Annotated in this window: 19 protein-coding genes and 2 tRNA genes; 17 read left to right on the top strand and 4 right to left on the bottom strand. The window is 62.6% G+C overall.

From position 1 onward, the window contains the following. Window positions 1-178: 178 nt before the first annotated feature. From NLY33_RS17500 to derI, 10 genes are all read left to right on the top strand, one after another. Window positions 179-1,243 carry a sugar-binding transcriptional regulator gene (locus NLY33_RS17500; protein ID WP_245261041.1) on the top strand — a complete coding sequence of 355 codons (1,065 nt, stop codon included), beginning with the start codon at window positions 179-181 and terminating at the stop codon, window positions 1,241-1,243. A 33-nt stretch (window positions 1,244-1,276) separates the two neighbouring features. Next, window positions 1,277-1,924: a DUF2291 family protein gene (locus tag NLY33_RS17505; protein WP_023681693.1), complete on the top strand. Its 648-nt coding sequence runs from the start codon at window positions 1,277-1,279 to the stop codon at window positions 1,922-1,924. Next, window positions 1,921-3,459 (top strand): sugar ABC transporter ATP-binding protein, encoded by a 1,539-nt coding sequence (locus NLY33_RS17510; RefSeq protein WP_023706020.1) that lies wholly within the window; start codon window positions 1,921-1,923, stop codon window positions 3,457-3,459. Before NLY33_RS17505 ends, NLY33_RS17510 begins: the two co-directional genes overlap by 4 nt. Before the next feature lie 26 nt (window positions 3,460-3,485). Continuing rightward, window positions 3,486-4,619 (top strand): ABC transporter permease, encoded by a 1,134-nt coding sequence (locus tag NLY33_RS17515; protein ID WP_023707868.1) that lies wholly within the window; start codon window positions 3,486-3,488, stop codon window positions 4,617-4,619. Window positions 4,620-4,658: 39 nt separating this feature from the next. Continuing rightward, window positions 4,659-5,600 (top strand): D-ribose ABC transporter substrate-binding protein, encoded by a 942-nt coding sequence (locus tag NLY33_RS17520; protein WP_081726801.1) that lies wholly within the window; start codon window positions 4,659-4,661, stop codon window positions 5,598-5,600. Between the two features lie 111 nt (window positions 5,601-5,711). After that, entirely contained in the window at window positions 5,712-7,271 is a 1,560-nt protein-coding gene (locus tag NLY33_RS17525) for an FGGY-family carbohydrate kinase (protein WP_023672596.1), read from the top strand. Then, window positions 7,268-8,785 carry a glycerol-3-phosphate dehydrogenase gene (locus NLY33_RS17530; RefSeq protein ID WP_023706018.1) on the top strand — a complete coding sequence of 506 codons (1,518 nt, stop codon included), beginning with the start codon at window positions 7,268-7,270 and terminating at the stop codon, window positions 8,783-8,785. The genes NLY33_RS17525 and NLY33_RS17530 overlap by 4 nt, the downstream gene beginning before the upstream one ends. Further along, the gene (locus NLY33_RS17535) at window positions 8,785-9,723 is read left to right on the top strand and encodes a sugar phosphate isomerase/epimerase family protein (RefSeq protein ID WP_023706017.1); all 939 of its coding nucleotides are present in this window, start codon (window positions 8,785-8,787) and stop codon (window positions 9,721-9,723) included. Before NLY33_RS17530 ends, NLY33_RS17535 begins: the two co-directional genes overlap by 1 nt. Before the next feature lie 75 nt (window positions 9,724-9,798). Then, on the top strand, window positions 9,799-10,566 hold the full coding sequence (locus NLY33_RS17540) for a triose-phosphate isomerase (RefSeq protein WP_023701685.1): 768 nt from the start codon (window positions 9,799-9,801) through the stop codon (window positions 10,564-10,566). Between the two features lie 26 nt (window positions 10,567-10,592). Next, on the top strand, window positions 10,593-11,030 hold the full coding sequence (gene derI, locus NLY33_RS17545) for a D-erythrulose-4-phosphate isomerase (protein WP_023672592.1): 438 nt from the start codon (window positions 10,593-10,595) through the stop codon (window positions 11,028-11,030). 15 nt (window positions 11,031-11,045) lie between these two features. Here derI and dhaL read toward each other — a convergent pair whose 3' ends face one another. The 3 genes from dhaL to NLY33_RS17560 form a co-directional block, all read right to left on the bottom strand. Next, complete coding sequence (gene dhaL / locus NLY33_RS17550) at window positions 11,046-11,687, bottom strand: dihydroxyacetone kinase subunit DhaL (protein ID WP_023706016.1); 642 nt, start codon at window positions 11,685-11,687, stop codon at window positions 11,046-11,048. A 24-nt stretch (window positions 11,688-11,711) separates the two neighbouring features. Then, window positions 11,712-12,719 (bottom strand): dihydroxyacetone kinase subunit DhaK, encoded by a 1,008-nt coding sequence (locus NLY33_RS17555; protein WP_023706015.1) that lies wholly within the window; start codon window positions 12,717-12,719, stop codon window positions 11,712-11,714. A gap of 208 nt (window positions 12,720-12,927) precedes the next feature. Beyond that, a tRNA-Asn gene (locus NLY33_RS17560) sits at window positions 12,928-13,002 on the bottom strand. A gap of 231 nt (window positions 13,003-13,233) precedes the next feature. On the opposite strand from NLY33_RS17560, the gene NLY33_RS17565 reads away from it, so the two are divergent. The 6 genes from NLY33_RS17565 (at window position 13,234) to NLY33_RS17590 (ending at window position 20,531) form a co-directional block, all read left to right on the top strand. After that, window positions 13,234-13,494 carry a PGPGW domain-containing protein gene (locus NLY33_RS17565; protein ID WP_027050334.1) on the top strand — a complete coding sequence of 87 codons (261 nt, stop codon included), beginning with the start codon at window positions 13,234-13,236 and terminating at the stop codon, window positions 13,492-13,494. A 335-nt stretch (window positions 13,495-13,829) separates the two neighbouring features. Beyond that, window positions 13,830-13,903: transfer RNA gene (locus NLY33_RS17570), tRNA-Cys, on the top strand. A 109-nt stretch (window positions 13,904-14,012) separates the two neighbouring features. Then, on the top strand, window positions 14,013-14,687 hold the full coding sequence (locus NLY33_RS17575; RefSeq protein ID WP_023706014.1) for a protein-L-isoaspartate O-methyltransferase family protein: 675 nt from the start codon (window positions 14,013-14,015) through the stop codon (window positions 14,685-14,687). Window positions 14,688-14,871: 184 nt separating this feature from the next. Continuing rightward, window positions 14,872-16,257: a TolC family outer membrane protein gene (locus NLY33_RS17580; RefSeq protein ID WP_023667706.1), complete on the top strand. Its 1,386-nt coding sequence runs from the start codon at window positions 14,872-14,874 to the stop codon at window positions 16,255-16,257. A gap of 327 nt (window positions 16,258-16,584) precedes the next feature. Further along, window positions 16,585-17,481: a PopZ family protein gene (locus NLY33_RS17585; RefSeq protein WP_023706013.1), complete on the top strand. Its 897-nt coding sequence runs from the start codon at window positions 16,585-16,587 to the stop codon at window positions 17,479-17,481. A gap of 266 nt (window positions 17,482-17,747) precedes the next feature. After that, complete coding sequence (locus NLY33_RS17590) at window positions 17,748-20,531, top strand: valine--tRNA ligase (protein ID WP_023706012.1); 2,784 nt, start codon at window positions 17,748-17,750, stop codon at window positions 20,529-20,531. Here NLY33_RS17590 and NLY33_RS17595 read toward each other — a convergent pair. Further along, the gene (locus NLY33_RS17595) at window positions 20,480-20,809 is read right to left on the bottom strand and encodes a hypothetical protein (protein ID WP_156932363.1); all 330 of its coding nucleotides are present in this window, start codon (window positions 20,807-20,809) and stop codon (window positions 20,480-20,482) included. The genes NLY33_RS17590 and NLY33_RS17595 overlap by 52 nt on opposite strands. 81 nt (window positions 20,810-20,890) lie before the next feature. On the opposite strand from NLY33_RS17595, the gene NLY33_RS17600 reads away from it, so the two are divergent. Next, on the top strand, window positions 20,891-22,150 hold the full coding sequence (locus NLY33_RS17600; RefSeq protein ID WP_023706011.1) for an OmpP1/FadL family transporter: 1,260 nt from the start codon (window positions 20,891-20,893) through the stop codon (window positions 22,148-22,150). The last annotated feature ends 222 nt before the right edge of the window (window positions 22,151-22,372 follow it).

Raw genomic sequence — 22,372 nt, forward strand, 5'->3', positions numbered from 1 at the left:
GGATTTTGCCGGCGCCCTACGGGTTCATGCCGTCACCTGGATGAGGGAACACAAATTGACGTTAAATTAACACTGCCGTATGGTCGGATTATATGCTTAGCTTCTAATAGGCCCGCGTTGGCTGCCGAACATCGGCTGAGGCAACCATCTGCGGAGGGATTGACAGCGATGCAAAGGTATGAAAATTTTTGCACACAAAGATAATATTATCACCTGGGGAGGGGATGGCTTGAATTCCGGCGGAAGCGCAAACCGCGACCATGAGTCCAGCCTCGCCACGCGCGCGGCCTGGCTGCACTATGCCGGTGGTCTGACCCAGGCCCAGGTGGCCAAGCGGCTTGGCCTGACCAGCCTCAAGGCGCATAGGCTGATCACCAAGGCCAACCAGGAAGGTCTGGTCAGGGTCTTCATCGACGGCGACGTCGCCGAATGCGTCGACCTGGAACAGCGCCTGATCGCCGCCTATGGGCTCCACTATTGCGAGGTGGTTCCCGATCTCGATCAGGACGAACTGCCGCTGAAGGGGCTGGGCATTGCAGGCGCCCAGTTCCTGAAGCGCGAAATCGATCGCGGCGAAGACATGCTGATCGGCGTCGGCCATGGCCGCACGCTTGCCGCCAGCGTCGAATATCTGACGCGCGCAACTGCTGCTCACATCCGTTTCGTCTCGCTGCTTGGCGGCGTGACGCGCAAATTCGCCGCCAACCCGCACGACGTCATGCATCGCCTGGCAGAGCGGACAGGCGCGCAGGCCTTTGTCATGCCGGTGCCTTTTGTCGCCAATACCGCCGAGGACCGTGAAGTGCTGCTTGGCCAACGCGGCATCAGCGATGTGTTCGCTCTCGCCAGCCGGTCCGACCTGATGTTCGTCGGAATAGGCACGGCCGAGCGGGAGGCGTCGCTGGTCGCCACCGGCATGATCGAGCCTTCCGAAATCGATGAGGTCAAGCGGGACGGCGGCGTCGGTGAATTGCTGGCGCATTTCTTCGACGACAAGGGGCGTCCGGTCGAAACGGCGCTGTCGGAAAGAATACTGGCGCTTCCGCGCGATCAGTTGAAGGGCCGCAGGATCGTTGCCGTCGCCGGCGGCAAGGTGAAGGTGCGCGCCATCAAGGCGGTACTCGAAAGCCGTTATCTCAGCGGCCTGATCACCGACGAATGCACGGCCCGCGCGCTGGTCGAGCTCGACGATGCAGCCGGGACCGCGAAGCGCTACGTGAACGGAGGAACTTCGAATGCGTGACAACGGACAATCCGCACCGCTGGTGGTTGCATCATGAGCGCGAAGGCCACCGCCCGGCAAGCTTCGCCCGGCCTGCGCCGGGTGCTTGCCGGCGCTGCGGTTGTGGTTCTGCTCGGCGCCATGGCGCTCGACACCAAGGTGATCAAGATCGGCTCTGCCGGCGATGTTCGCAACGCGGTGTTTTCGGCCGCCGACTACGGCAAGTCTGAATTTCCCAAGGTGCAGGCCGATGTCGAAGCGCGTGCCGCCGACGCCGCGACGGTGGCGGCGGCGATCGCCAAGGACAGGGCGACGGCCGAAAAGGAATATGGCGTGCCGGCGGGAGTCGGACCGGTCATCTCGGTCAAGTTCACCGGCGTCGTCGGCGAGGGAAAATCGGGCATCTACAAGGTCGCCGTCGACGGTTTGCCGGACACGTTGACCGTCCGCGTACAGACTGGGCCGGCGATCAACGGAACCGAGCTTCGCGACGCCACCGGCAAGATCACCTTTGGTCAGTTCACCAACCAGATCGAGTATCAGGACGCCGGCTCGGCGCTGAACAACGAGATGAAGAAGGAGGTGCTGGCGAAAGTCGATACCAGTGCCTTGACCGGCAAGACAATAGCGGTGGTCGGCGTCTTCAAGCTGGTCAATCCGAAGAGCTGGCTGGTCACACCGGTGAGGCTGGACGTCAAATGACAATGGCTGCCGGCACAGAACCCGCGACTGGCGATGCCGTGCTTTCGGCGCGCAATGTCGTCATGTCGTATGGCGGCGTCCACGCGCTCAAGGGCGTCAACTTCGACATCCATCGCGGCAAGGTCACCACCCTGTTCGGAGAGAATGGCGCCGGCAAATCGACGCTGATGAAGATCCTGTCCGGCGTGGTGACGCCGACATCCGGCGACATCGTGCTCGACGGCAATCTCGTCAGCTTTGCCTCGTCTTCGGACGCGCGCGATCGCGGCATTTCGATCATCCACCAGGAGCTCAGCCTGGCGCCGAATCTGAGCGTTCGCGACAACATCTTCATGGGCCGCGAACTGCGCACCAGAACCGGCCTCGACTTCGCCGAGGAGGCGCGCCAGGCGCGGGCGCTGATGGCCGACCTCGAAGAAGACATCGATCCGATGACCCTGGTCGAGGACCTGCGCCTGGGGCAGCAACAGATCGTCGAGATCGCACGCGCGCTGTCGGTCGATTCCCGCATCCTGATCATGGACGAGCCGACCTCCGCACTCAGTGCGACCGAGGTGGAGGTGCTGTTCAAGGTGATCCGCGATCTGACCAGCCGCGGTGTCTCCATCGTCTACATCTCGCATCACCTCGAAGAGGCGCTGCAGATCACCGACTACGCCGTCGTGCTGCGTGACGGGGCGATCACGGCAACGGCCGAGGCCAAGGACATCGACCTCGAATGGATCGTCCGCAACATGGTGGGCGAGAATTTCGATCTCGGCTCGCCGCCGACCGGCCACGAGTTCGGCGCGGTGGCGCTGTCGATCGAGGATGTCAGCGTCACCGACGCTTCGGGTTCAGGCTACGTCGTCGATCATCTGTCGCTGGATGTCAAAGCGGGCGAGATCGTCTGCATCTATGGGCTGATGGGCGCGGGCCGCACGGAATTGCTGGAGGCCGTCGCCGGCCGTGTGCCCATGGCGGGCGGGCGGGCGCTGCTGGAGGGTGAGGACGTTTCGGGACTGACCATTGCCCAGCGCATCGCCCGAGGTCTGGTTCTGGTCCCCGAGGATCGCCAGCGCGATGGCCTGGTTCAGACCATGACCGTCGGCCGCAACCTGTCGCTTGCCAGCATCGAGGCATTCGCCAAGGGGCTCTTCCTCTCCCGGCAGAGGGAGCGCGCACTGATCGACGATTCGATCCGCAAGGTGACCATCAAGACCGCGGGCGGCAACGCCATGATCGGATCGCTGTCGGGCGGCAACCAGCAGAAGGTCGTCATAGGCAAGATGCTGACGACAGATCCCAAGGTCATCCTTCTCGACGAGCCGAGCCGCGGCATCGACGTCGGTGCGAAGGCCGAAGTCTTTCGCTTGCTCAGCGAGCGTGCCGCGCAAGGCCTGGCGGTCGTCTTCTCGACCTCGGAGGTCAATGAGTGCCTCAGCATCGCCCACCGCATCGTCGTCATGCGGCGCGGCAAGATTTCAGCCGAATTCGGCGCCAACGCCACCAAAGAGCAGATCATGGCCGCCTCCGGCGAAGCCGTGGTCGCCTGACCACAGAATTTCCGGAGCCCCGACCCATGAGCGATGTCAGCCAGGCCAGCAAACAGTCCAGCCCCAATGCGGGCGGAGAGGGCTTCGACGTGGCCAAGCTGCTGCTCGAAGGCCGGGCCTTCTTTGCCCTGATCGTCATCATTGTCGTCTTCTCGATCCTGTCGCCCTACTACCTCTCGGTGGCGAATTTCCTGACCATGGCTTCGCATGTCGCCATCTTCGGGATTCTCGCCATCGGCATGCTGCTCGTCATCCTCAATGGCGGCATCGACCTGTCGGTGGGGTCGACGCTCGGGCTTGCCGGCGTCGTCGCCGGTTTTCTGATGCAAGGCGTGACGCTGACCTGGCTCGGCGTCGTTCTCTATCCGCCGGTCTGGGTGGTCGCGGTGCTGGCCTGCATGCTGGGCGCCGCTGTCGGGCTGATCAACGGCGTGCTGATCGCGCGGTTCAAGGTTCCGGCCTTTGTCGCCACGCTCGGCGTCATGTACATGGCGCGCGGCCTGGCACTGCTGATGACCAGCGGCCTGACCTACAACAATCTCGGCGGCAAGCCGGAGTTGGGCAACACCGGTTTCGACGCGCTTGGCTTCAACCGTCTGTTCGGCGTGCCGACCGGCGTGGTGGTGCTGGCGGTCATCGCGCTGATCGGCAGCATCGTGTTGAACCGCACCCCGTTCGGGCGCTGGCTCTACGCCTCGGGCGGCAATGAGCGCGCCGCCGAACTGTCCGGCGTTCCGGTCAAGACTGTGCAGATTTCGGTCTATGTGCTTTCAGGCATCTGTGCCGCCATTGCCGGCCTGATCCTGTCCTCGCAGTTGACCTCGGCCGGACCGACCGCTGGCACCACTTACGAACTGACGGCCATCGCCGCCGTCGTCATCGGCGGCGCCGCACTCACCGGCGGGCGCGGCAACATTCGCGGCACCCTGCTCGGAGCCTTCGTCATCGGCTTCCTGTCCGACGGTCTGGTGATCATCGGCATCTCATCCTACTGGCAGACAGTGTTCACCGGCGCCGTCATCGTGCTCGCCGTGCTCCTCAATGCCGTTCAGTATCGCCGCCGTAGCAAGCTTCCAGCTTCGACGGGCGGCCAACCGACTTCTCAGAAACGGGGGAAGGCCGAACCGGCCAATCCTGCCCAAGGGAAGACTGCCAGCTGACTGGCAGCAAGACCGCGTAAAATCATTGGAGGAATGTACATGAAAATCGTGCTTAGAAGTTTGCTTGCCGCCGCGATGGTGGTCGGGTTTAGCGCAGCCGCATCGGCCGCGGGCCTGATCTCGATCATCGTCAACGATCCGGCCAACCCCTACTGGCTGACCGAAGGCAACGTTGCCAAGGCCGAAGCCGAAAAGCTTGGCTATACGGCCAATGTCGCCGCCCACAAGGGCGACACCAATACCGAAAGCAATCTGATCGACACCGCCATCACCAACAAGTCGGTGGCGATCATCCTCGACCCGGCCAATGCCGATGGTTCGGTCGGCGCGGTGAAGAAGGCGATTGCCGCCAACATCCCGGTTTTCCTCGTCAATGCCGAGATCAACCAGGAAGGTCTTGCCAAGGGACAGCTCGTCTCCAACAACGCCCAGGGTGCGGCTCTCGGCGCCCAGCAGTGGGTGCAGGCGGTCGGTGAAAAGGGCAAGTATGTCGAACTGCTCGGCGCCCCCTCGGACAACAACGCCGCCACGCGCTCGAACGGCTACGCGACTGTGCTGAGCCAGTATCCGGATCTCGAAAAGGCCGCTTCGCAGGTCGCCAACTGGGATCGTACCCAGGGACACGACAAGATGCAGAGCATGCTGCAGGCCAATCCCGACATCATCGCGGTGATCAGCGGCAACGACGAAATGGCGCTTGGCGCGGTTGCGGCGCTGAAGGAAGCCGGCAAGCTCGCCGGCATCAAGGTCGGCGGCTTTGACGGCTCCCCGGATGCGGTTGCGGCCATCAAGTCCGGCGAACTGCAGTACACCGTGCTTCAGCCGGTGGCCATCTTCTCGGCCAAGGCCGTGCAGCAGGCCGACTCGTTCATCAAGACGGGCGCTACCGGCGCCACCAGCGAGAAGCAGCTGTTCGATTGCCTGCTCATCACCAAGGACAATGTGGACAAGTACACCGCACCCTTCGTGCTGTCGGAATAAAAACCTGCTCAGGGGGTGTCCTTCGCGGACACTCCCTGGCTCTTCCATGGCTTCGAGACAACAAAGACTGCTCCTTGTGACTTGCCTTCATAACCATCCGGAACTTGCGGCATGAAAGACCTGCTGATCGGGATCGACGCGGGAACGTCCGTGATCAAATCGGTCGCTTTCGATCTGTCGGGGCGGCAGCTCGCCATGGCATCGGTGACCAACAGCTTCGTCACGCTGGAAGGCGGCGGCGCCGAACAGGACCTTAATCAGACCTGGCGCGACATGGTGCTGACCGTTCTCGATCTGGCGACGAAAATTCCAGACCTCGCGCGGCGAACCGCGGCCGTCGCGGTCACCGGGCAGGGCGACGGCACCTGGCTGATCGATGGCGACGGCATGCCGGTCGGGCGCGCGTGGCTCTGGCTCGATGCGCGCGCCGGACATCTGGTGGACGAGATGCGCGGCGATCCCCGGGATCGCACGCGGTTCGAGATCACCGGCACCGGGCTCAACGCCTGCCAGCAGGGCGCTCAGCTCAGCTGGCTGAAGAAAAACAGCCCGGAAATCCTGGAGCGCGCCGCCACTGCCTTTCACTGCAAGGACTGGCTCTATTTCAAGATGACCGGCGAGCGCGCCACCGATCCTTCGGAGGGAACATTCACCTTCGGCGATTTCCGCGCGCGCAGCTATTCCGACGAGGTGCTCGACATTCTGGATCTGACGTCGCACCGCCGCCTGCTGCCCCCCATGCTCGAAGGCACGACCGACCATCATCCGCTTTCTGCGTCGGCAGCAGGCGAGACCGGCCTGCTTGCGGGCACGCCGGTGGTGCTGGGCTACGTCGACATGGTCAGCACCGCGCTCGGCGCCGGCCTCTATGATCCAAGCGGCAATGTCGGCTGCACGGTCATCGGCTCGACCGGCATCCACACACGCCTAGCGCGCACTCCTGATGATGTCGTCCTCAACGACAATGCCTCCGGCTACACGATCGCCATGCCGGTTCCGGGCGCCTATGCGCAGCTGCAATCCAATATGGCGGCGACGCTCAACATCGACTGGCTGCTTGGCCTGGCGCGCGACGTGCTGACCGCCAGCGGCGCAAAACCTTCGCGCGACGAGCTGCTGAAAGCGCTCGATGTCTGGGTCGAAGGATCGGAGCCGGGATCGCTGGTCTATCAGCCCTATATCTCGCTCGCCGGCGAACGCGGACCGTTCGTTGACCCCGACGCACGCGCGGGCTTCATCGGCCTCTCGGTCAAGCACGGTTTTGGCGATCTGGCGCGCGCCGTTCTCGAGGGATTGGCCTTCGCGGCCCGCGATTGCTACCAGGCCATGGGCAGCATGCCCAGCGAGATCCGCCTGTCTGGCGGCGCGGCGCGCAGTCCGTCGCTGCGCCGTATTATCGCCGCGGCAACCCGCGCGCAGGTCAGAACCAGCAGCCGCCAAGAAGCAGGTGCCGCGGGTGCGGCGATGATGGCCGCGGTCGGGCTCGGCTTTTATCGCTCGATGGATGATTGCTGCGCCGAATGGGTGACGCCGCTTCTGGGCGAATGCGACGCCTATGACGAGGCGCTTTCGCAAACCTACGATGCGCTGTTTCCGTCTTTTGTCGCTGCGCGTCAGGCGCTGCATCCGGTGTGGAAATCGATGGCGCACCGCACAGGAGCTAAGTCTTGAGCGATACAACGGATATTGTCGATCTCTTCGTGATCGGCGGTGGCGTCAACGGCGCCGGCATAGCGCGCGATGCCGCGGGTCGCGGGCTGTCGGTCATCCTGTGCGAGAAGGACGATCTGGCGCAAGGCACCAGCTCGCGTTCCGGCAAGCTGGTGCATGGCGGCCTGCGCTATCTCGAATATTACGAGTTCCGGCTGGTGCGCGAAGCGCTGATCGAGCGCGAGGTGCTGCTTGAGGCGGCGCCGCACATCATCTGGCCAATGCGTTTCGTGCTGCCGCACAGCCCCGAGGACCGGCCGGCATGGCTGGTGCGGCTCGGGCTGTTTCTCTACGACCATCTTGGCGGCCGCAAGCGGCTGCCGGGAACGAGGACACTGAACCTGAGAACCGCGCCGGAAGGGGCGCCGATCAGGGACGAATTCAAGCGTGGCTTCGAATATTCCGACTGCTGGGTCGATGACGCCAGGCTGGTGCTGCTCAATGCGCTCGATGCCAGTCAGCGCGGCGCAAAAGTCTTCACTCGCACGGCCTGTATTGCTGCCAGGCGCGAAGGCGGCCTGTGGTCGATCGACATGCAGGACGGCCGCACCGGTGCTGTGACGAGGGTCCGCGCACGCGGGTTGGTCAACGCGGCCGGGCCATGGGTGAATGACATCGTCAGCCGCGTCGCCGGACAGAATTCCACCCGCAACGTTCGCCTGGTGAAGGGCAGCCATATCGTCGTGCCGAAATTCTGGGAGGGGCGGCAGGCCTATCTGATCCAGAACAACGACAAGCGGGTGATCTTCGTCAACCCGTATGAGAACGATCTGGCGCTGATCGGCACGACGGACATTCCCTACGAGGGCCGGCCCGAAGAAGTGGCGGCCGAGGCCAGCGAAATCGATTATCTGATCAAGGTGGTCAATCGCTATTTCAAGCGACAGCTGACCGCGAAAGACGTGGTTTACAGTTTCTCGGGCGTGCGTCCGCTCTATGACGACAATGCCGACAACCCGAGCGCGGTGACGCGCGACTACATCTTCGAACTCGACGCCCCGAACGGTGGCGCGCCGCTGCTTTCTGTGTTCGGCGGCAAGATCACCACCTTCCGCAAACTGTCCGAACATGCGCTGGAAAAGATCCAGCCCTTCTTTCCGACCATGAAGAAGGCCTGGACAGCCAAAATTCCCCTGCCGGGAGGCGACCTGCCCAACGCGGATTTCGAGCAGTTCCTGGGCGATCTGCACGCCGAGTTTTCGTGGCTTAGCCCGTCGCTGGTGAAGCACTATGCCCGCAGCTACGGCACGCGCACGCGCGCCTTGCTGAAAGGCGTAAAAGGCGAAGCCGATCTCGGACGTCGTTTCGGCCCGGATTTCTATGAGCTCGAAGCTGTCTTCCTGTTCGAGACCGAATGGGCGATGACCGCCGCCGACGTTCTCGAACGCCGGACCAAACACGGGCTGCATATCAATGCGGCCGAGCGGAAAACATTCCAAGACTGGTGCACAAAGACAATGGCGGCGGTGAACTGATGGCCTTCACGCTTTCGCTGAACACCAACCCGCTGGTCAATCGCTTCGCCGATCCCGACGATCTGATCGACGCCATTGCCTATGGCATCGGCATCCGCGACGTGCAGCTGACGCATGAATTCGTCAATCCGGGCTGGCCGGCGGCAACGATCGCCAAGTTCGTTCGCCTGTTCAACAGCGCCCTGGCGCGGACCGGCGTGCGGATCACTTCGGGTATGACCGGTCCCTATGGCCGGCTCAATCATTTCGGCCATCCGGACGCGGATGTGCGCCGCTATTATGTCGATTGGTTCAAGACCTTCGCCGACATCTCCGCCGAACTCGGCGCGTCGGGCATGGGCACGCAGTTCGCCATATTCACCTACAAGGATTTTGACGATCCGCAGCGGCGCGCGGCGCTTCTCGACATCGCGCTCGAATGCTGGCGCGAAGTGGCCGAGCACGCCAAGGCGGCGGGCCTGACCTACCTTTTCTGGGAACCGATGTCGGTCGGCCGCGAGTTTGGCCACACGATCGAAAGCTGCGCCGAATTGCAAGGCGCCGTCGATGCGGCCAAGCTGCCGATCCCGATGCAGATGATGGTCGACATCGACCATGGCGACGTGACCTCGCCCAATCCTGACGACACTGATCCCTATGCCTGGGCGAAAGCGTTCCCGTTGCAATCGCCGATCATCCACATCAAGCAATCGTCGATGAACAAGGGCGGGCACTGGCCGTTCACCGCCGCCTACAACAAGGATGGCCGCATCATCCCGCAGAAGCTGCTCGACGCCGTGCGGGCGGGTGGCGGAACCGACAATGAAATCTGCCTTGAACTTTCCTTCCGGGAGAGGGAACCGGTCGATCATCAGGTTATTGCAATGATCCGTGAGTCGGTGGATTTCTGGGCGCCTTACATCGACAGCGGCCGCGAAAGTCTCAAGCCTCGCGCTTGAGGCAAACCGCCGGCCCGAAGGCGGCGCAGACCCGGAAACACGCATCATTCGAATTTCGGATCGAAGGAGAGAAGAATGGCCCCATATTGGGTCGGCACGAGCTGGAAGATGAACAAGACGCTGGCGGAGGCGCTGCAGTTCGCCGAGGCATTGGCGGCGTTCGTGCCGGGCTTCGATCCGGCGATACAGCCTTTCGTCATTCCCCCCTTCACCGCGGTGCGGCAGGTCAAGGCGGCGCTCGCCAACACCCGCGTCAAGGTCGGCGCCCAGAACATGCATTGGGCCGATGCCGGTGCCTGGACGGGCGAGATTTCGCCGGTGATGCTGAGGGATTGTGGGCTCGACCTGATCGAACTTGGCCATAGCGAGCGCCGTGAGCATTTTGGCGAGACGGACAAGATCGTGGGACTGAAAACCGCAGCGGCAGTCAAGCACGGCTTCGTACCCTTGATTTGTGTCGGCGAGACGCTGGCCGAGCGCGAGGGCGGCCGCGCCGACGAAATCCTGACCGCGCAGGTTTTGGGCGCGCTGCAGGGTCTCGCAAACAATGAGTTGTCGGCAGAGATACTCTTTGCCTATGAACCGGTGTGGGCGATCGGCGAGAAAGGCATTCCGGCCAGCGCCGACTATGCCGACAAGCAGCAGGCGCTGATCAAGCAGGTCGCAGCAACCCGGTTGCCGACCGCCCCGCTTGTGCTCTACGGCGGCAGCGTCAATCCCGGCAACGCGGCCGAACTGATCGGCCAGCCGCATATCGATGGGCTGTTCATCGGCCGCTCGGCATGGCAAGCGGAAGGCTATATCGACATTCTCAAAAAGGCGTCGGCCGCCATCGCGCGCTGACCACGAAAACGAAGGAGTTAATTGCCATGAAGATCGCACTCGGAGCCGACAGCGCCGGCAAGCCGCTGCTCGATGTCATCGCCAAGCATCTCGCCACCAAGCCAGAACTGCAGGTCGTCGATCTCAGCCAGGCCGGATTCTACGCCGATATTGCCGCTGCGGTCGGCCACGAAATTGTCGACGGCAATTACGACCGCGCCATCCTGTTTTGCGGCACCGGCATCGGCGTCAGCATCTCGGCCAACAAGGTGCCCGGAATCCGTGCCGCGCTAACCCACGACACCTATTCGGCGGAACGCGCTGCGAAATCCAACAATGCCCAGATCATCACCATGGGTGCGCGCGTCATCGGCCCCGAACTGGCCAAATCGATCGCCGACGCCTGGCTGGCCTCGGAGTTCGATCCGAACGGTCCCTCTGCCGCCAACGTGCAGGCTGTCGACAAGCTCGACGCGAAGCGCTGAGGATCCGCTCCCGACCTAGCCGGTCAAGGCGATCCGCATCGCCTCGATGACGGTTACGGCGGACGCCGCGCCTGGATCCATATGGCCAAGCGAGCGTTCGCCGAGGCGGGAGGCCCGGCCCTTGGTGGCGATCATCGCCTTGGTCGCCTCCGCGCCGGCCTTTGCCGCCTCGGCTGCAGCCGCGAGGCTGCCGGCCAGCCCCTTGCCGGCGGCCAGTGCCTCGCCCGCAGCCGTCGCGGCCGGCGCCCACGCATCGATCATCGTCTTTTCGCCAGGCTCGGCCTTGCCGCGATCCTGAATGCCTCTGGCCATCGCTTGGAACATAGCGACCGCGTCGGCGTCGTCGAGCGTCGCCTTGCCCTTGACGGCGGCCGCGCCGCGCATGAATGCCGTGGCATAGAGCGGGCCCGAGGAGGCGCCGACGGCGTTGAGGAACGACTTCGCCGCCGTGTTCAGCAAGATGGTCGGATCGGTGGTGCCGGTATCCAATGCGGCCACCGCATCGCGTGCCGCGGAAAATCCAAGCTCCATCGCAATGCCGTGGTCGGCATCGCCGATCACCCCGTCAAGCGCGCACAACCGATCCCGGTCGGCTGACATAGCGTCGGCGATGGCCGCGAACATCGCGGCAAGGCGGGTGGTGTCGATTGTCGTCATCTGTTGTTCCTTGCCGTCCCCAGTTTACCCGGCGCGAAACATGGCGCAGTCGCAAGGGTGGTCGAGCATCGTTTGCAACTCGTCGTCGAGGTGGTGCAGCGTGATCGAAGCGCCGGCCATTTCGAGCGAGGTGCAGTAATTGCCGACCCAGCTTGCGTGAATGGATACACCGATATCGTCAAGCCGCTGCTTCACGCGCCGGTTCATGATGTAGAGTTCCATCAGCGGTGTCGAACCCAGCGAATTGACCAGCACGGCGACCTTCTCGCCGCGTGCCGGCGGCATCCCGGCGAGAATCCTGTCCAGCATTTCGTCGGTGATCTCGTCGGCCGTTTTGAGTTTTCCGCGTGCGATGCCGGGTTCGCCATGGATGCCCATGCCGATCTCCATCTCGTCGGGTCCGATCTCGAAATTCGGCCGGCGGGTTTGCGGCAACGAACAGGGCGCCAATGCCACGCCCATGGTGAATGTGTGGTCGTTGGCCTTCCCGGCAATGCGTTCGCATTCGTCGAAGGACAGCATCCGGTCGCAGGCAGCGCCTGCCGCCTTGAAGATGAAGAAGTTGCCGGCGACACCGCGCCTCTTGTGCCTGTCGCCAACGGGCGCGGAAGCGACGTCGTCGGTGCTCAGAACCGTGCGCACCTCGATGTCGTCCATCGCGGCCATCTCGGCCGCCATGTCGAAATTCATGACGTCGCCGGCATAGTTGCCGTACATGAACAGCACACCGGCGCCGCCGCTCGCCGCCTTGGCGCATTCGAGGATCGGGTCGGGCGGCGGAGAGGCGAAGACATTGCCGATCGCCGCCGCGTCGGCCAGCCCCTTGCCGACGAAGCCGAGAAAACTCGGCTCGTGGCCCGAGCCGCCACCAATGACGAGGCCTACCTTGCCTTTGCGCGGTCCATCGCGGGCGATGATAGAGCGCGGGCTTCCGTCAACGGCTTTGAGATGGCGGGGATGCGCTGCCAGGATGCCTTCCAGCATCTCGTCGACGGCGCGATTGCCCTCATTGATGATCTTCTTGGTTTGCACCGGCATCCTCCCGATTTGGGTATTTTCATAGATGATACAGGGCGTATCAGGCTGCCTCGGGCGGGGGCAGGGGCGCGATGCCCACCAAACTGCCTTCGATCGGCTTCGTAGCTGTTTACCAGCCGTTCTGGCAGAAGCTAAGCGGACCGACGTGCACGGACAATGGCACTGTAGTGTACAAGATCGCACCACGGCTTAGAAAAGGCGGTGGCTCCCCGGGCCGGATTCGAACCAGCGACCAACCGGTTAACAGCCGGTTGCTCTACCACTGAGCTACCGGGGAATAGAGGCTCTCATGTGAGTGGCGCAGCCTATAGCAAACCCTTTTCGGCTTTGCAAAGAAGCATTTCGCATTTTTTAGCGCATTTTCACCCAATGGTTTCTGGCAATCGCCGGATGACACCACATATGAGCCGTCTTGGGCGCCGTCGGACCTTGGTCGGCGGAACCTGAAAGGCGATTGCAGCCTTTAGCGCATATGGCTTTATCGAAGGCAACCGGATCGACTTTCGACATGACTGCAGCAGACGAAAACCAGGCACCGGCGCGGAAAATCTCGGTGTTCGGGCGCGAGTTCACCATGCCGCGCTCGCGCGGGCTGAGGATCGCCATCGGTATCGTGCTGGTGTTTTTCGGCCTTCTCGGTTTCCTGCCGATTCTCGGCTTCTGGATGATTCCGCTCGGCCTTTTGGTGCTTTCCTACGAATTTGCCGCGGTGCGCCGCCTGCGGCGCCGGTTCGTCGTCTGGTGGGAACGGCGTCGCCGGCCAAATTGAAAGCGATGGCGCGCGGTCCCGGTTCAGTGGACGCTTCGCTTCCAGCCCCCCGCAGACCTTCCCCTCGAATATCTCCTTGAGAACGGCAGCCCCTGGTGTCAGCCGCGCGTTTACGGTGAAAGCCAGTTTGCACCCGCTGCGTAAAGCTGCGGGTTCGAGTTTCGCCGGTCGCGCAGCCATGCTTGAGGAGCGGCCAATATGCCGGTGCGCCAAGCGCTGAAATCGCTCGGGAACCACGTTGCGGCGGCTGATGAGGAAAGCGCGCCGGAATGCCGCGCGGACGCTTGACGACCTTTCGCTGCCACCATATTGAGTTCGCTCGCCGGGAGCGATGAGGCCTCGTGGCGGAGTGGTTACGCAGAGGACTGCAAATCCTTGCACCCCGGTTCGATTCCGGGCGAGGCCTCCAATCGCTTCAACTCCCGCATGCCGGGGGCTTGAGTTCCGGTCGAATGCGCCGCAGTGTCGGCGCGACAAGCGCATTTCAGCGCATTGGCTTTTGACGGATTGGTTGGGACATGAGCGCTGATTTCTCCGAACTTCGCGTCAAGATGGTCGACGGCCAGGTCCGCACCACCGATGTGACCGACGCAGCATTGCTCGATGCCATGCTTGCCGTGCCGCGCGAGGCCTTTGTCGGGGCCGGCCAACAGGCTCTCGCCTATATTGACGAGGATATCCGCATCTCCGACGGCGCCGATGGCAGCGGTGCGCGCTACCTCATGGAGCCGTCGCCACTGGCCAAGCTTTTGCAGTTGGCCGAGATCGACGTCGGCGATTCGGTGCTCGATGTCGGCTGCGGAACCGGTTATTCCGCGGCGCTGCTGTCCAGGCTGGCCAAATCCGTCGTGGCGCTGGAAAGCGATACCACACTGGCGGAAGCAGCCAAAGCGGCGCTTTCGGCGCAGGGCTGCGATAACGTCACCGTGGTCACCGGCCCACTGCCGCAAGGTCATGCCGCCAAGGCGCCCTACAATGTGATTCTCATCGGCGGCAGCGTCGAGAAAGTGCCTGCGGCGCTGCTTGACCAGCTTGCCGAAGGCGGCCGGCTGGTGGCTGTGGAAGGGCAGGGCAATGCGGGCGTAGCCCGGCTCTTTTTCAACGCAGGGGGGGTTGTAACAGGAAGACGGGCATTTAATGCGGCAATTAAGCCACTACCCGGATTTGAACGCATTCATGCCTTCGAGTTCTAAGTGATTTTGCCTTGCAGCAAAGACTCTGTCATGTTGGCTTACGATTGAACAATCGTTGCTGATTGGTTAACCGGGGTTTCGGGAGCTGTCAGCGGGGGAACGATAGATCGACGCGGCGCTGGCCGATCCCTAGGGATGGGCTGGCGTGGCGTGGTTCCCGTGCAAAACGAATGAGGGATATAAAGTGCCGTCCTTAGCCAAGAGTCTGTTTGTTACCGTCCTCATTTCCGCGACAGCGCTTTCGCCGATAGCCGCCTCGGCGGAAACCATTCTCGGCGCGCTTTCCAAGGCCTACCAGAACAATTCCTCGCTGAATTCGGCCCGTGCCGGCGTGCGCGTCACCGATGAGGGCGTGGCGATCGCCAAGTCGGGCTATCGCCCGGTGATCACTGGTTCGGCTGATATCGATTACACCTCCAGGCACCTAAACGGCAGGAACGCGAGCCTGGCATTGACCACCGGCAGCTTCGGCGTTCGGATTGACCAGACGCTGTTCGACGGCTTCCAGACCAAGAACAGGGTCGCGTCGGCCGCTGCACAGGTGAGGGCCTCGGTCGAGGGCCTGCGCAACACCGAAGAGAACACGCTGTTCAACGCGGCGAGCGCCTATATGGACGTGATTCGCGACCGCCAGGTGGCGGTGCTGACCGAACAGAATCTGCAGTTCCTGACCGAGCAGGCGCGCGCGGCACGCTCGCGCTTCGAGGTCGGCGAGGGCACGCGCACCGATGTGGCGCAGGCCGACGCGTCTCGTTCGGCCGCGGTGGCGCAATTGAGTGCTGCCCGTGCGCAGGCTCTGGCCAGTGCAGCAACCTATCATCAGATCGTCGGTGACGAGCCGGGCAAGCTCAAGGCCGCGTCGCCGTTGGCGAAGCTGTTGCCGAGGAGTCTCGAGGCGGCGATCGGCATTGCATCGAACGAGCATCCGGCCATCCTGGCCGCCCTACATTCCGTCGATGCAGCGGGATTTGATGTAAAGACGCAGGAAGGTGCGTTGCTGCCGCAGTTGACTGCTAGTGCCGGCCTTTCCCATGCCTATCAAAATACTGTACCTGGCGCGGGGAATTCGGACGGCGACTCCAATGCCGCCACCGTCGGCGCGACGCTGACCGTTCCGATCTATTCGGGCGGCCGTACCTCCGCACTCGTTCGTCAGTCGAAGGAATCGCTCAGCCAGGCTCGCATCGAGGTGGATGTCAGCCGTGACTCGGTGCGCCAGGCCGTGACCTCGGCATGGACGCAATACATCGCAGCGCGGGAAAGCGTCGACGCTAATCGGCAGGTGATCGCGGCCGCACAGTTGGCGCTCAACGGCGTCATCGAGGAGCGCAATGTCGGACAGCGCACCACGCTCGACGTGTTGAATGCCCAGAACGCCGTCATCTCGGCAAAGATCGACCTCGCCAGCTCCGAGCGCGATGTGGTCGTAGCCAGCTACGCCATCCTGTCGGCCATGGGCCGCCTGTCGGCCGATCGCCTGGCGTTGAATGTGGTGAAGTACAAGCCTGAAGAGCACTACAGAGCCGTAAAGGACAAATGGATCGGGCTGCGTACGCCGGACGGTCGTTGAGCCCACCTGGGCGGCTCAAGTCCCGCCAGGGTTGAAGCATTTCACGCCGCGCTTCCCATGGATGCGCGGCGTTTGTCTTTTGTAGCCTAAATTGTTGAAATCCGGCGTCTTCCGAGATTGGGGATTCTCGGATGGCGATCCGTCGGCTACGCTGTCGCCATGATTCGTATCCGGCTTTGCCGGACAGGAATCCAGGAACGGGTCACTACAGCGCCACGCGTCCGATGGATGCGCAAAGGACGCTGTAGAATTTTGATTTGCGCCTGATCCTCTTCGAAAATCGAAGATCGATTTTCGGGATCATGCGCGGGGGCGGCGGATGTGACGATGGCGACGGCAAGCAGCGCACAGCGCGAACCTTCCATGGAAGAAATACTGGCTTCCATCAGGAGGATCATCGAAGACAGCGACACCGGCCGCAAGCTGCCGGGCGACGCCGATGAGTTGCGCCAGGACCTTGTGCCGGCCGCCGGGCCTGTTTCGGATGTTGAGGCCTTCCGCAGCGAATTGCACAGCTCGACCGAAAGCAAGAAGCCGGTGACGCTGGCCGAGGTGCAGGCCCAACTGGCCGAGCCGGTGGTTGCGCGGCTGGAGCCGCGGTCCGAGCCGTCGCCAGTGAAGCCTGCCATTGCGGCAAATGCCACGACCGCCGCGCCACCCGCGCATGCTCCGATGACATTGGCGGAAGTAAGCGCCAGGATAGCCAGTGAGCCAGCTCCCGCCGTCAGGGCAGAAGCTGCAGTGCGGGCAAAGGCGGAAACCACCGACTCGATCGTCACGGATTGGCGCCGCGAAATCGCGGCCGTTGGCAATCAGGCAAAACCGGCTGACACAGTACGGCGGCCCGAGATCAGGCAGCCGAAGATCAGGCAGCCGGAGACTGAAAATCGGCAGGCAGCAATCGCGGAGGTCGAGGCTTTCGAGGACGATCTCGCTGCCGAGCCGGCTTTCGAGCCTCGTCCTTCGCGCAGCGAGCACGCGCGCCCGGCCGATACAACCCCGGCCCGTCCGGCGATCGTTTCGGAACATACGGGACGGCAGGTCGCAGCCGCCTTCGGCGAGCTCTCCGACGCCTTCGCCAGCCGCAGCAAGAAGACCTTCGACGAGATGGCCGAGGAGATGCTGCGGCCGATGTTGCAGGACTGGCTGGACAACAATCTGCCGACGCTGGTCGAGCGCCTGGTACGCGAAGAAATCGAGCGCGTCGCGCGCGGCGCGCAATAGACATCACCATAGCCCGTTCCGGATTAAGGCGCCGCCTTCGGGCGACGCTTTCGCTGCAGGTCAGCTTCCGGCCGATGTCGCGAACACGATCAGCTTACCGTCGGGATCGCTGACGATGAAGGTGCAGGCATGGCCTTCCCGTTGAAATGACCAGGGCCCCGCCTATTTGCGTTGAAGGACTGAGGCCGCCCTCGCGGTTGACTTGGCCAAAACCTTCCGATTTACACCGGGTCAGCAAAACTCCCGACCGCGCGGACCATTTTCCCATGCTTGAAAAGACCTACGACGCCAAGACCGTCGAGCCCAGGATCGCCAAAATCTGGGAAGAGGCGGACGCATTTCGCGCCGGCGCCGGCGCCGAGGAGGGGGCGGAGGCCTTCACCATCGTCATCCCGCCGCCCAACGTCACCGGCTCGCTGCATATGGGCCATGCACTCAACAACACGCTGCAGGACATACTCGTGCGCTTCGAGCGCATGCGCGGCAAAAACGTGCTGTGGCAGCCCGGCATGGATCATGCCGGCATCGCCACGCAGATGGTGGTCGAACGCCAGCTGATGGAAAAGCAGATACATCGCCGCGATCTCACCCGCGAACAGTTCATCGACAAGGTCTGGGAGTGGAAGGCCGAGTCCGGCGGCGCCATCTTCAACCAGCTGAAGCGGCTCGGCGCCTCGGCGGACTGGTCGCGCGAACGCTTCACCATGGATGAAGGCCTGTCCAAGGCCGTGCTCGAAGTTTTTGTCAGCCTCTACAAGGAAGGGCTGATCTACAAGGACAAGCGCCTTGTGAACTGGGACCCGAAGCTGTTGACGGCGATCTCCGACCTGGAGGTCGAGCCGCAGGAGGTCAATGGCAATCTCTGGCACTTCCGCTATCCGATCGAGGGCGAGATTTTCGATCCGGAAAATCCTGGGACATTCATCACCGTGGCGACGACACGGCCCGAGACGATGCTGGGCGATACGGCAGTCGCCGTGCACCCGGACGACGAGCGCTACTGGCATCTGGTCGGCAAGAATGTCGTGTTGCCGATCGTCGGCCGGAAAATTCCGGTTGTGGCTGACGAGTATTCCGACCCGGAAAAGGGTTCCGGCGCCGTCAAGATCACGCCGGCGCACGACTTCAACGATTTCGAGGTTGGCAAGCGCCACAAGCTGCCGGCGATCAACATCCTGACCATCGAGGCGGCAATAACGCTCAGGGATAACGAGGATTTTCTCGCCGGGCTCGACGTGACGCCGGAGCGCCAGGCCGTCTGGGACGAGCTCGACGGTCTCGACCGTTTCGTCGCGCGCAAGAAAATCGTCGAGCTGATGGAGGCCGGCGGCTTCCTCGACAAGATCGAGCCGCATCGCCACGCCGTGCCGCATGGCGACCGCGGCGGCGTGCCGATCGAGCCGTTTCTGACCGAGCAGTGGTATGCAAACGCCGCCGAGCTGGCCAAGCCGGCGATCGCATCGGTGCGCGAAGGCCGTACCAACTTCGTGCCGAAGAACTGGGAAAAGACCTATTTTGACTGGATGGAGAACATTCAGCCCTGGTGTATTTCACGCCAGCTGTGGTGGGGTCATCAGATCCCGGCCTGGTACGGGCCGGACGGCCGCGTCTTCGTCGAGAAATCAGAGGAAGAGGCGTTGGCTGCAGCGATTGAATATTATCTGGCGCTGGAAGGTCCATGGAAGGCCTGGGTCGAGGACAAACTCGAGAATTTCAAGCCGGGCGAGATCCTGAGCCGCGACGAGGACGTGCTCGACACCTGGTTCTCGTCTGCACTGTGGCCGTTCTCGACGCTCGGCTGGCCGGATCAAACGCCGGAGCTCAAGACCTATTACCAGACCGACGTGCTGGTGACCGGTTTCGACATCATCTTCTTCTGGGTCGCGCGAATGATGATGATGGGCCTGCATTTCATGCACGAGGAGCCGTTCCACACCATCTATGTGCACGCGCTGGTGCGCGACAAGAACGGGCAGAAGATGTCGAAGTCGAAAGGCAACGTCATCGATCCGCTCGACCTCATCGACGAGTTTGGCGCCGACGCACTGCGCTTCACGCTGACGGTGATGGCGGCGCAGGGGCGCGACGTGAAGCTCGATCCGGCGCGCATCGCCGGCTACCGCAATTTCGGCACCAAGCTGTGGAACGCGACACGCTTTGCCGAGATGAACGAGGTCGCGCGCAATGACGATTTCTGGCTGAACGACGCCAAGCTGCCGGTCAACCGCTGGATCCTGACCGAGCTGACCAGGGCGTCGCACGCGATGACCGAGGGCATCACCGGCTACCGCTTCAACGAAGCAGCGGGCGCTGCCTACCGCTTCGTCTGGAACCTGTTTTGCGACTGGTATCTGGAACTGCTGAAGCCGGTGTTCATGGGCGCCGACGAGGCGGCCAAAGCCGAAAGCCGCGCCTGCGTCGCCTTCGTGCTCGACGAGATCTACAAGCTGCTTCACCCCATGATGCCGTTCATGACGGAGGAGCTGTGGGCGCAGACGGCAGGTGGGGGCAGGCCGCGCGCAACGCTGCTGTGCCACGCCGCCTGGCCGTCGCCCGACTTCGAGGACGCCGATGCAGCCGCCGACATCAACTGGCTGGTCGATCTGGTCTCCGGTATTCGCTCCGTGCGCTCTGAAATGAACGTGCCGCCGGCGGCGATCGCGCCGCTGGTGGTGGTCGGCGCCAGCGCCGAGACTCACCAGAGGCTGGAACGCCATGCGTCCGCCATCAAGCGGCTGGCGCGGGTCGGCGACATCTCGCTGCAGGACGCCGCACCCAAGGGCTCGGCCCAGATCGTGCTCAACGAGGCGACGATCTGCCTGCCGCTCGGCAGCCTGATCGATCTGTCCGCCGAGGCGGCGCGGCTGCAGAAGGAACTGGCCAAGGTGACCGAGGAAATCGCGCGGTTGCACAAGAAGCTGTCGAACGAACGGTTCGTCGCCAGCGCGCCGGAAGAGATCGTCGCGGCCGAGCGCGAAAAACTCGACGAATACCGCGATCAGCAGGAGAAGCTTTCGGTGGCGCTGACCAGGGTGCGCGACGCCGGTTGACGGCCGGATTCGCGAGACGCTTGCAGCGCTTCGCGAAGGTTCTTTTGCTCGAAAAATAGGCGTTCCGTAACGTTAATATTGACGTAAACGGAAAGTTTCGACCTCATTGTTGCCATAATGTAACAATGGGGCAGAATGCCGGCAAAATAGCTGGTTTTGGGTGCTGTTTTCAGCGGTTTTACCTGATTTGTTCCCCAGTCTGCCGCCCAAATGGTCATTTTCGAACCTACCGGCCAGGCCGCCACTGTGTTCGAAATGCGGTCCGCTAGAGTGTACATGTACGCTATTCGAATTCATTGTTGCGCCGTTAACCCGAATTGGTTCTAGCTTGACGCACTAGTATTTCGGGGAGGACATCCATGAGCAATTTGCGTTTGAAAGCACTGCTGGGGGCAGGGTGTTTTTCGCTGGGTCTGATCGGTTCCGTGCATGCCGGCGGCCTGGAGCGCGGCGGCTATGACATCGATCTGCTGTTCGATCCCGCGCAGGTCACGGGCGAGGTTACCGGCACCTATGTGATGCCGCAGCGCGACCTCAAGAATGTGGTGGACGCGAATCCGGCTGACGGCCCCCTTAACGCGTTGGGCCTTTCCAACAGCGCCCGCGATACCGCAAGTTATTGGGTGCCGAGCGTGGGCATCAAGGCTGGTATGGGCCCGGTCGATTGTCTTGTCGACTATGGCCAACCGATCGGTGCGTACAGCAATCCCGGCGTTAACTGGGCCGGCGCGAACGGCAATATCGTAACCAAGGTCAAGAGCGAGGCCGTGGGCGGAACCTGCTCGTACAAAATGGACGTCGGCAAAGGCCAGTTTCGTTTCATCGGCGGCGTGTTCCATGAGGACGTCTCGGGCTTCAAGGAACAGCTGGTCGCTCCGCTTCCCGTATTTTTGGGTACAGGCATCGGGCGCCTTGATCTCAAGGGAGACGGCTGGGGATGGCGCGTCGGTGCCGCCTATGAAATTCCTGATATCGCGCTGCGCGCCAGCCTGGTCTACAATTCAGCCGTCAAGCTCGACAACCTCTCGGGGACCCTTGATCTGACCCAGGTTCCCGGATTCCTCGACCCAACTAATCCGATTTTGGGTCGCATAACCGACGTAAGCGGTTCTTCGGAGGTGCCTGAGTCTTTGGAACTCAAGCTCCAGTCAGGTATTGCTCCTGGTTGGCTCGCGTTTGGATCCATAAAGTGGGTCAATTGGAGCGTGTTGCAGAGCATACCATTCTGCCCGACCGGCGCCCCGGGGGCTTGCACCACGACCGGCCCCACCCGCGCTACATCGCTTGATCTGCTCTACCGGGATGGCTGGACGGTCTCAGGCGGTATCGGTCACAAGTTCAACGATCAGTGGAGCGGCGCCGCCATTCTGACCTGGGATCGCGGAACCTCCACCGGTCTGAGCGCCCAGACGGACACCTGGACGGTTGGCGGTGGCGTGGCTTACACGCCGACCCAGAACATCGAGGTTCGTCTTGGTGGGGCGCTGGGCGTGCTTACCAGCGGGTCGATCCATCCAGTCGTAGGCGACGATGGCGTCACCTATGGTACGGACTACACCGCTGACTTCGGCAACGATCTTGTGTCGGCCATTTCAACTTCGTTGAAGGTGAAGTGGTAAGCCTTTCAAATTGAAAAGAAAAAGGCCGGTCATCCCCGGTCTTTTTCTTATGCGGGCACCGCGTCGAGCCTTGTCGGCGAGAGTTGGCGTTGCAGATACGCCGCACGGGCGTCGCCTCTCGCGATTGTGACGTTTTGGCAACAGTTTCTGAACAACCCCCGCGCTAGACTTCCGCCCGACCAAATTGCCCATTTCCCGCCATAAACCCGGCGCACCTCGAAT

Source organism: Mesorhizobium sp. C432A (assembly GCF_030323145.1).
GTDB lineage: Bacteria > Pseudomonadota > Alphaproteobacteria > Rhizobiales > Rhizobiaceae > Mesorhizobium.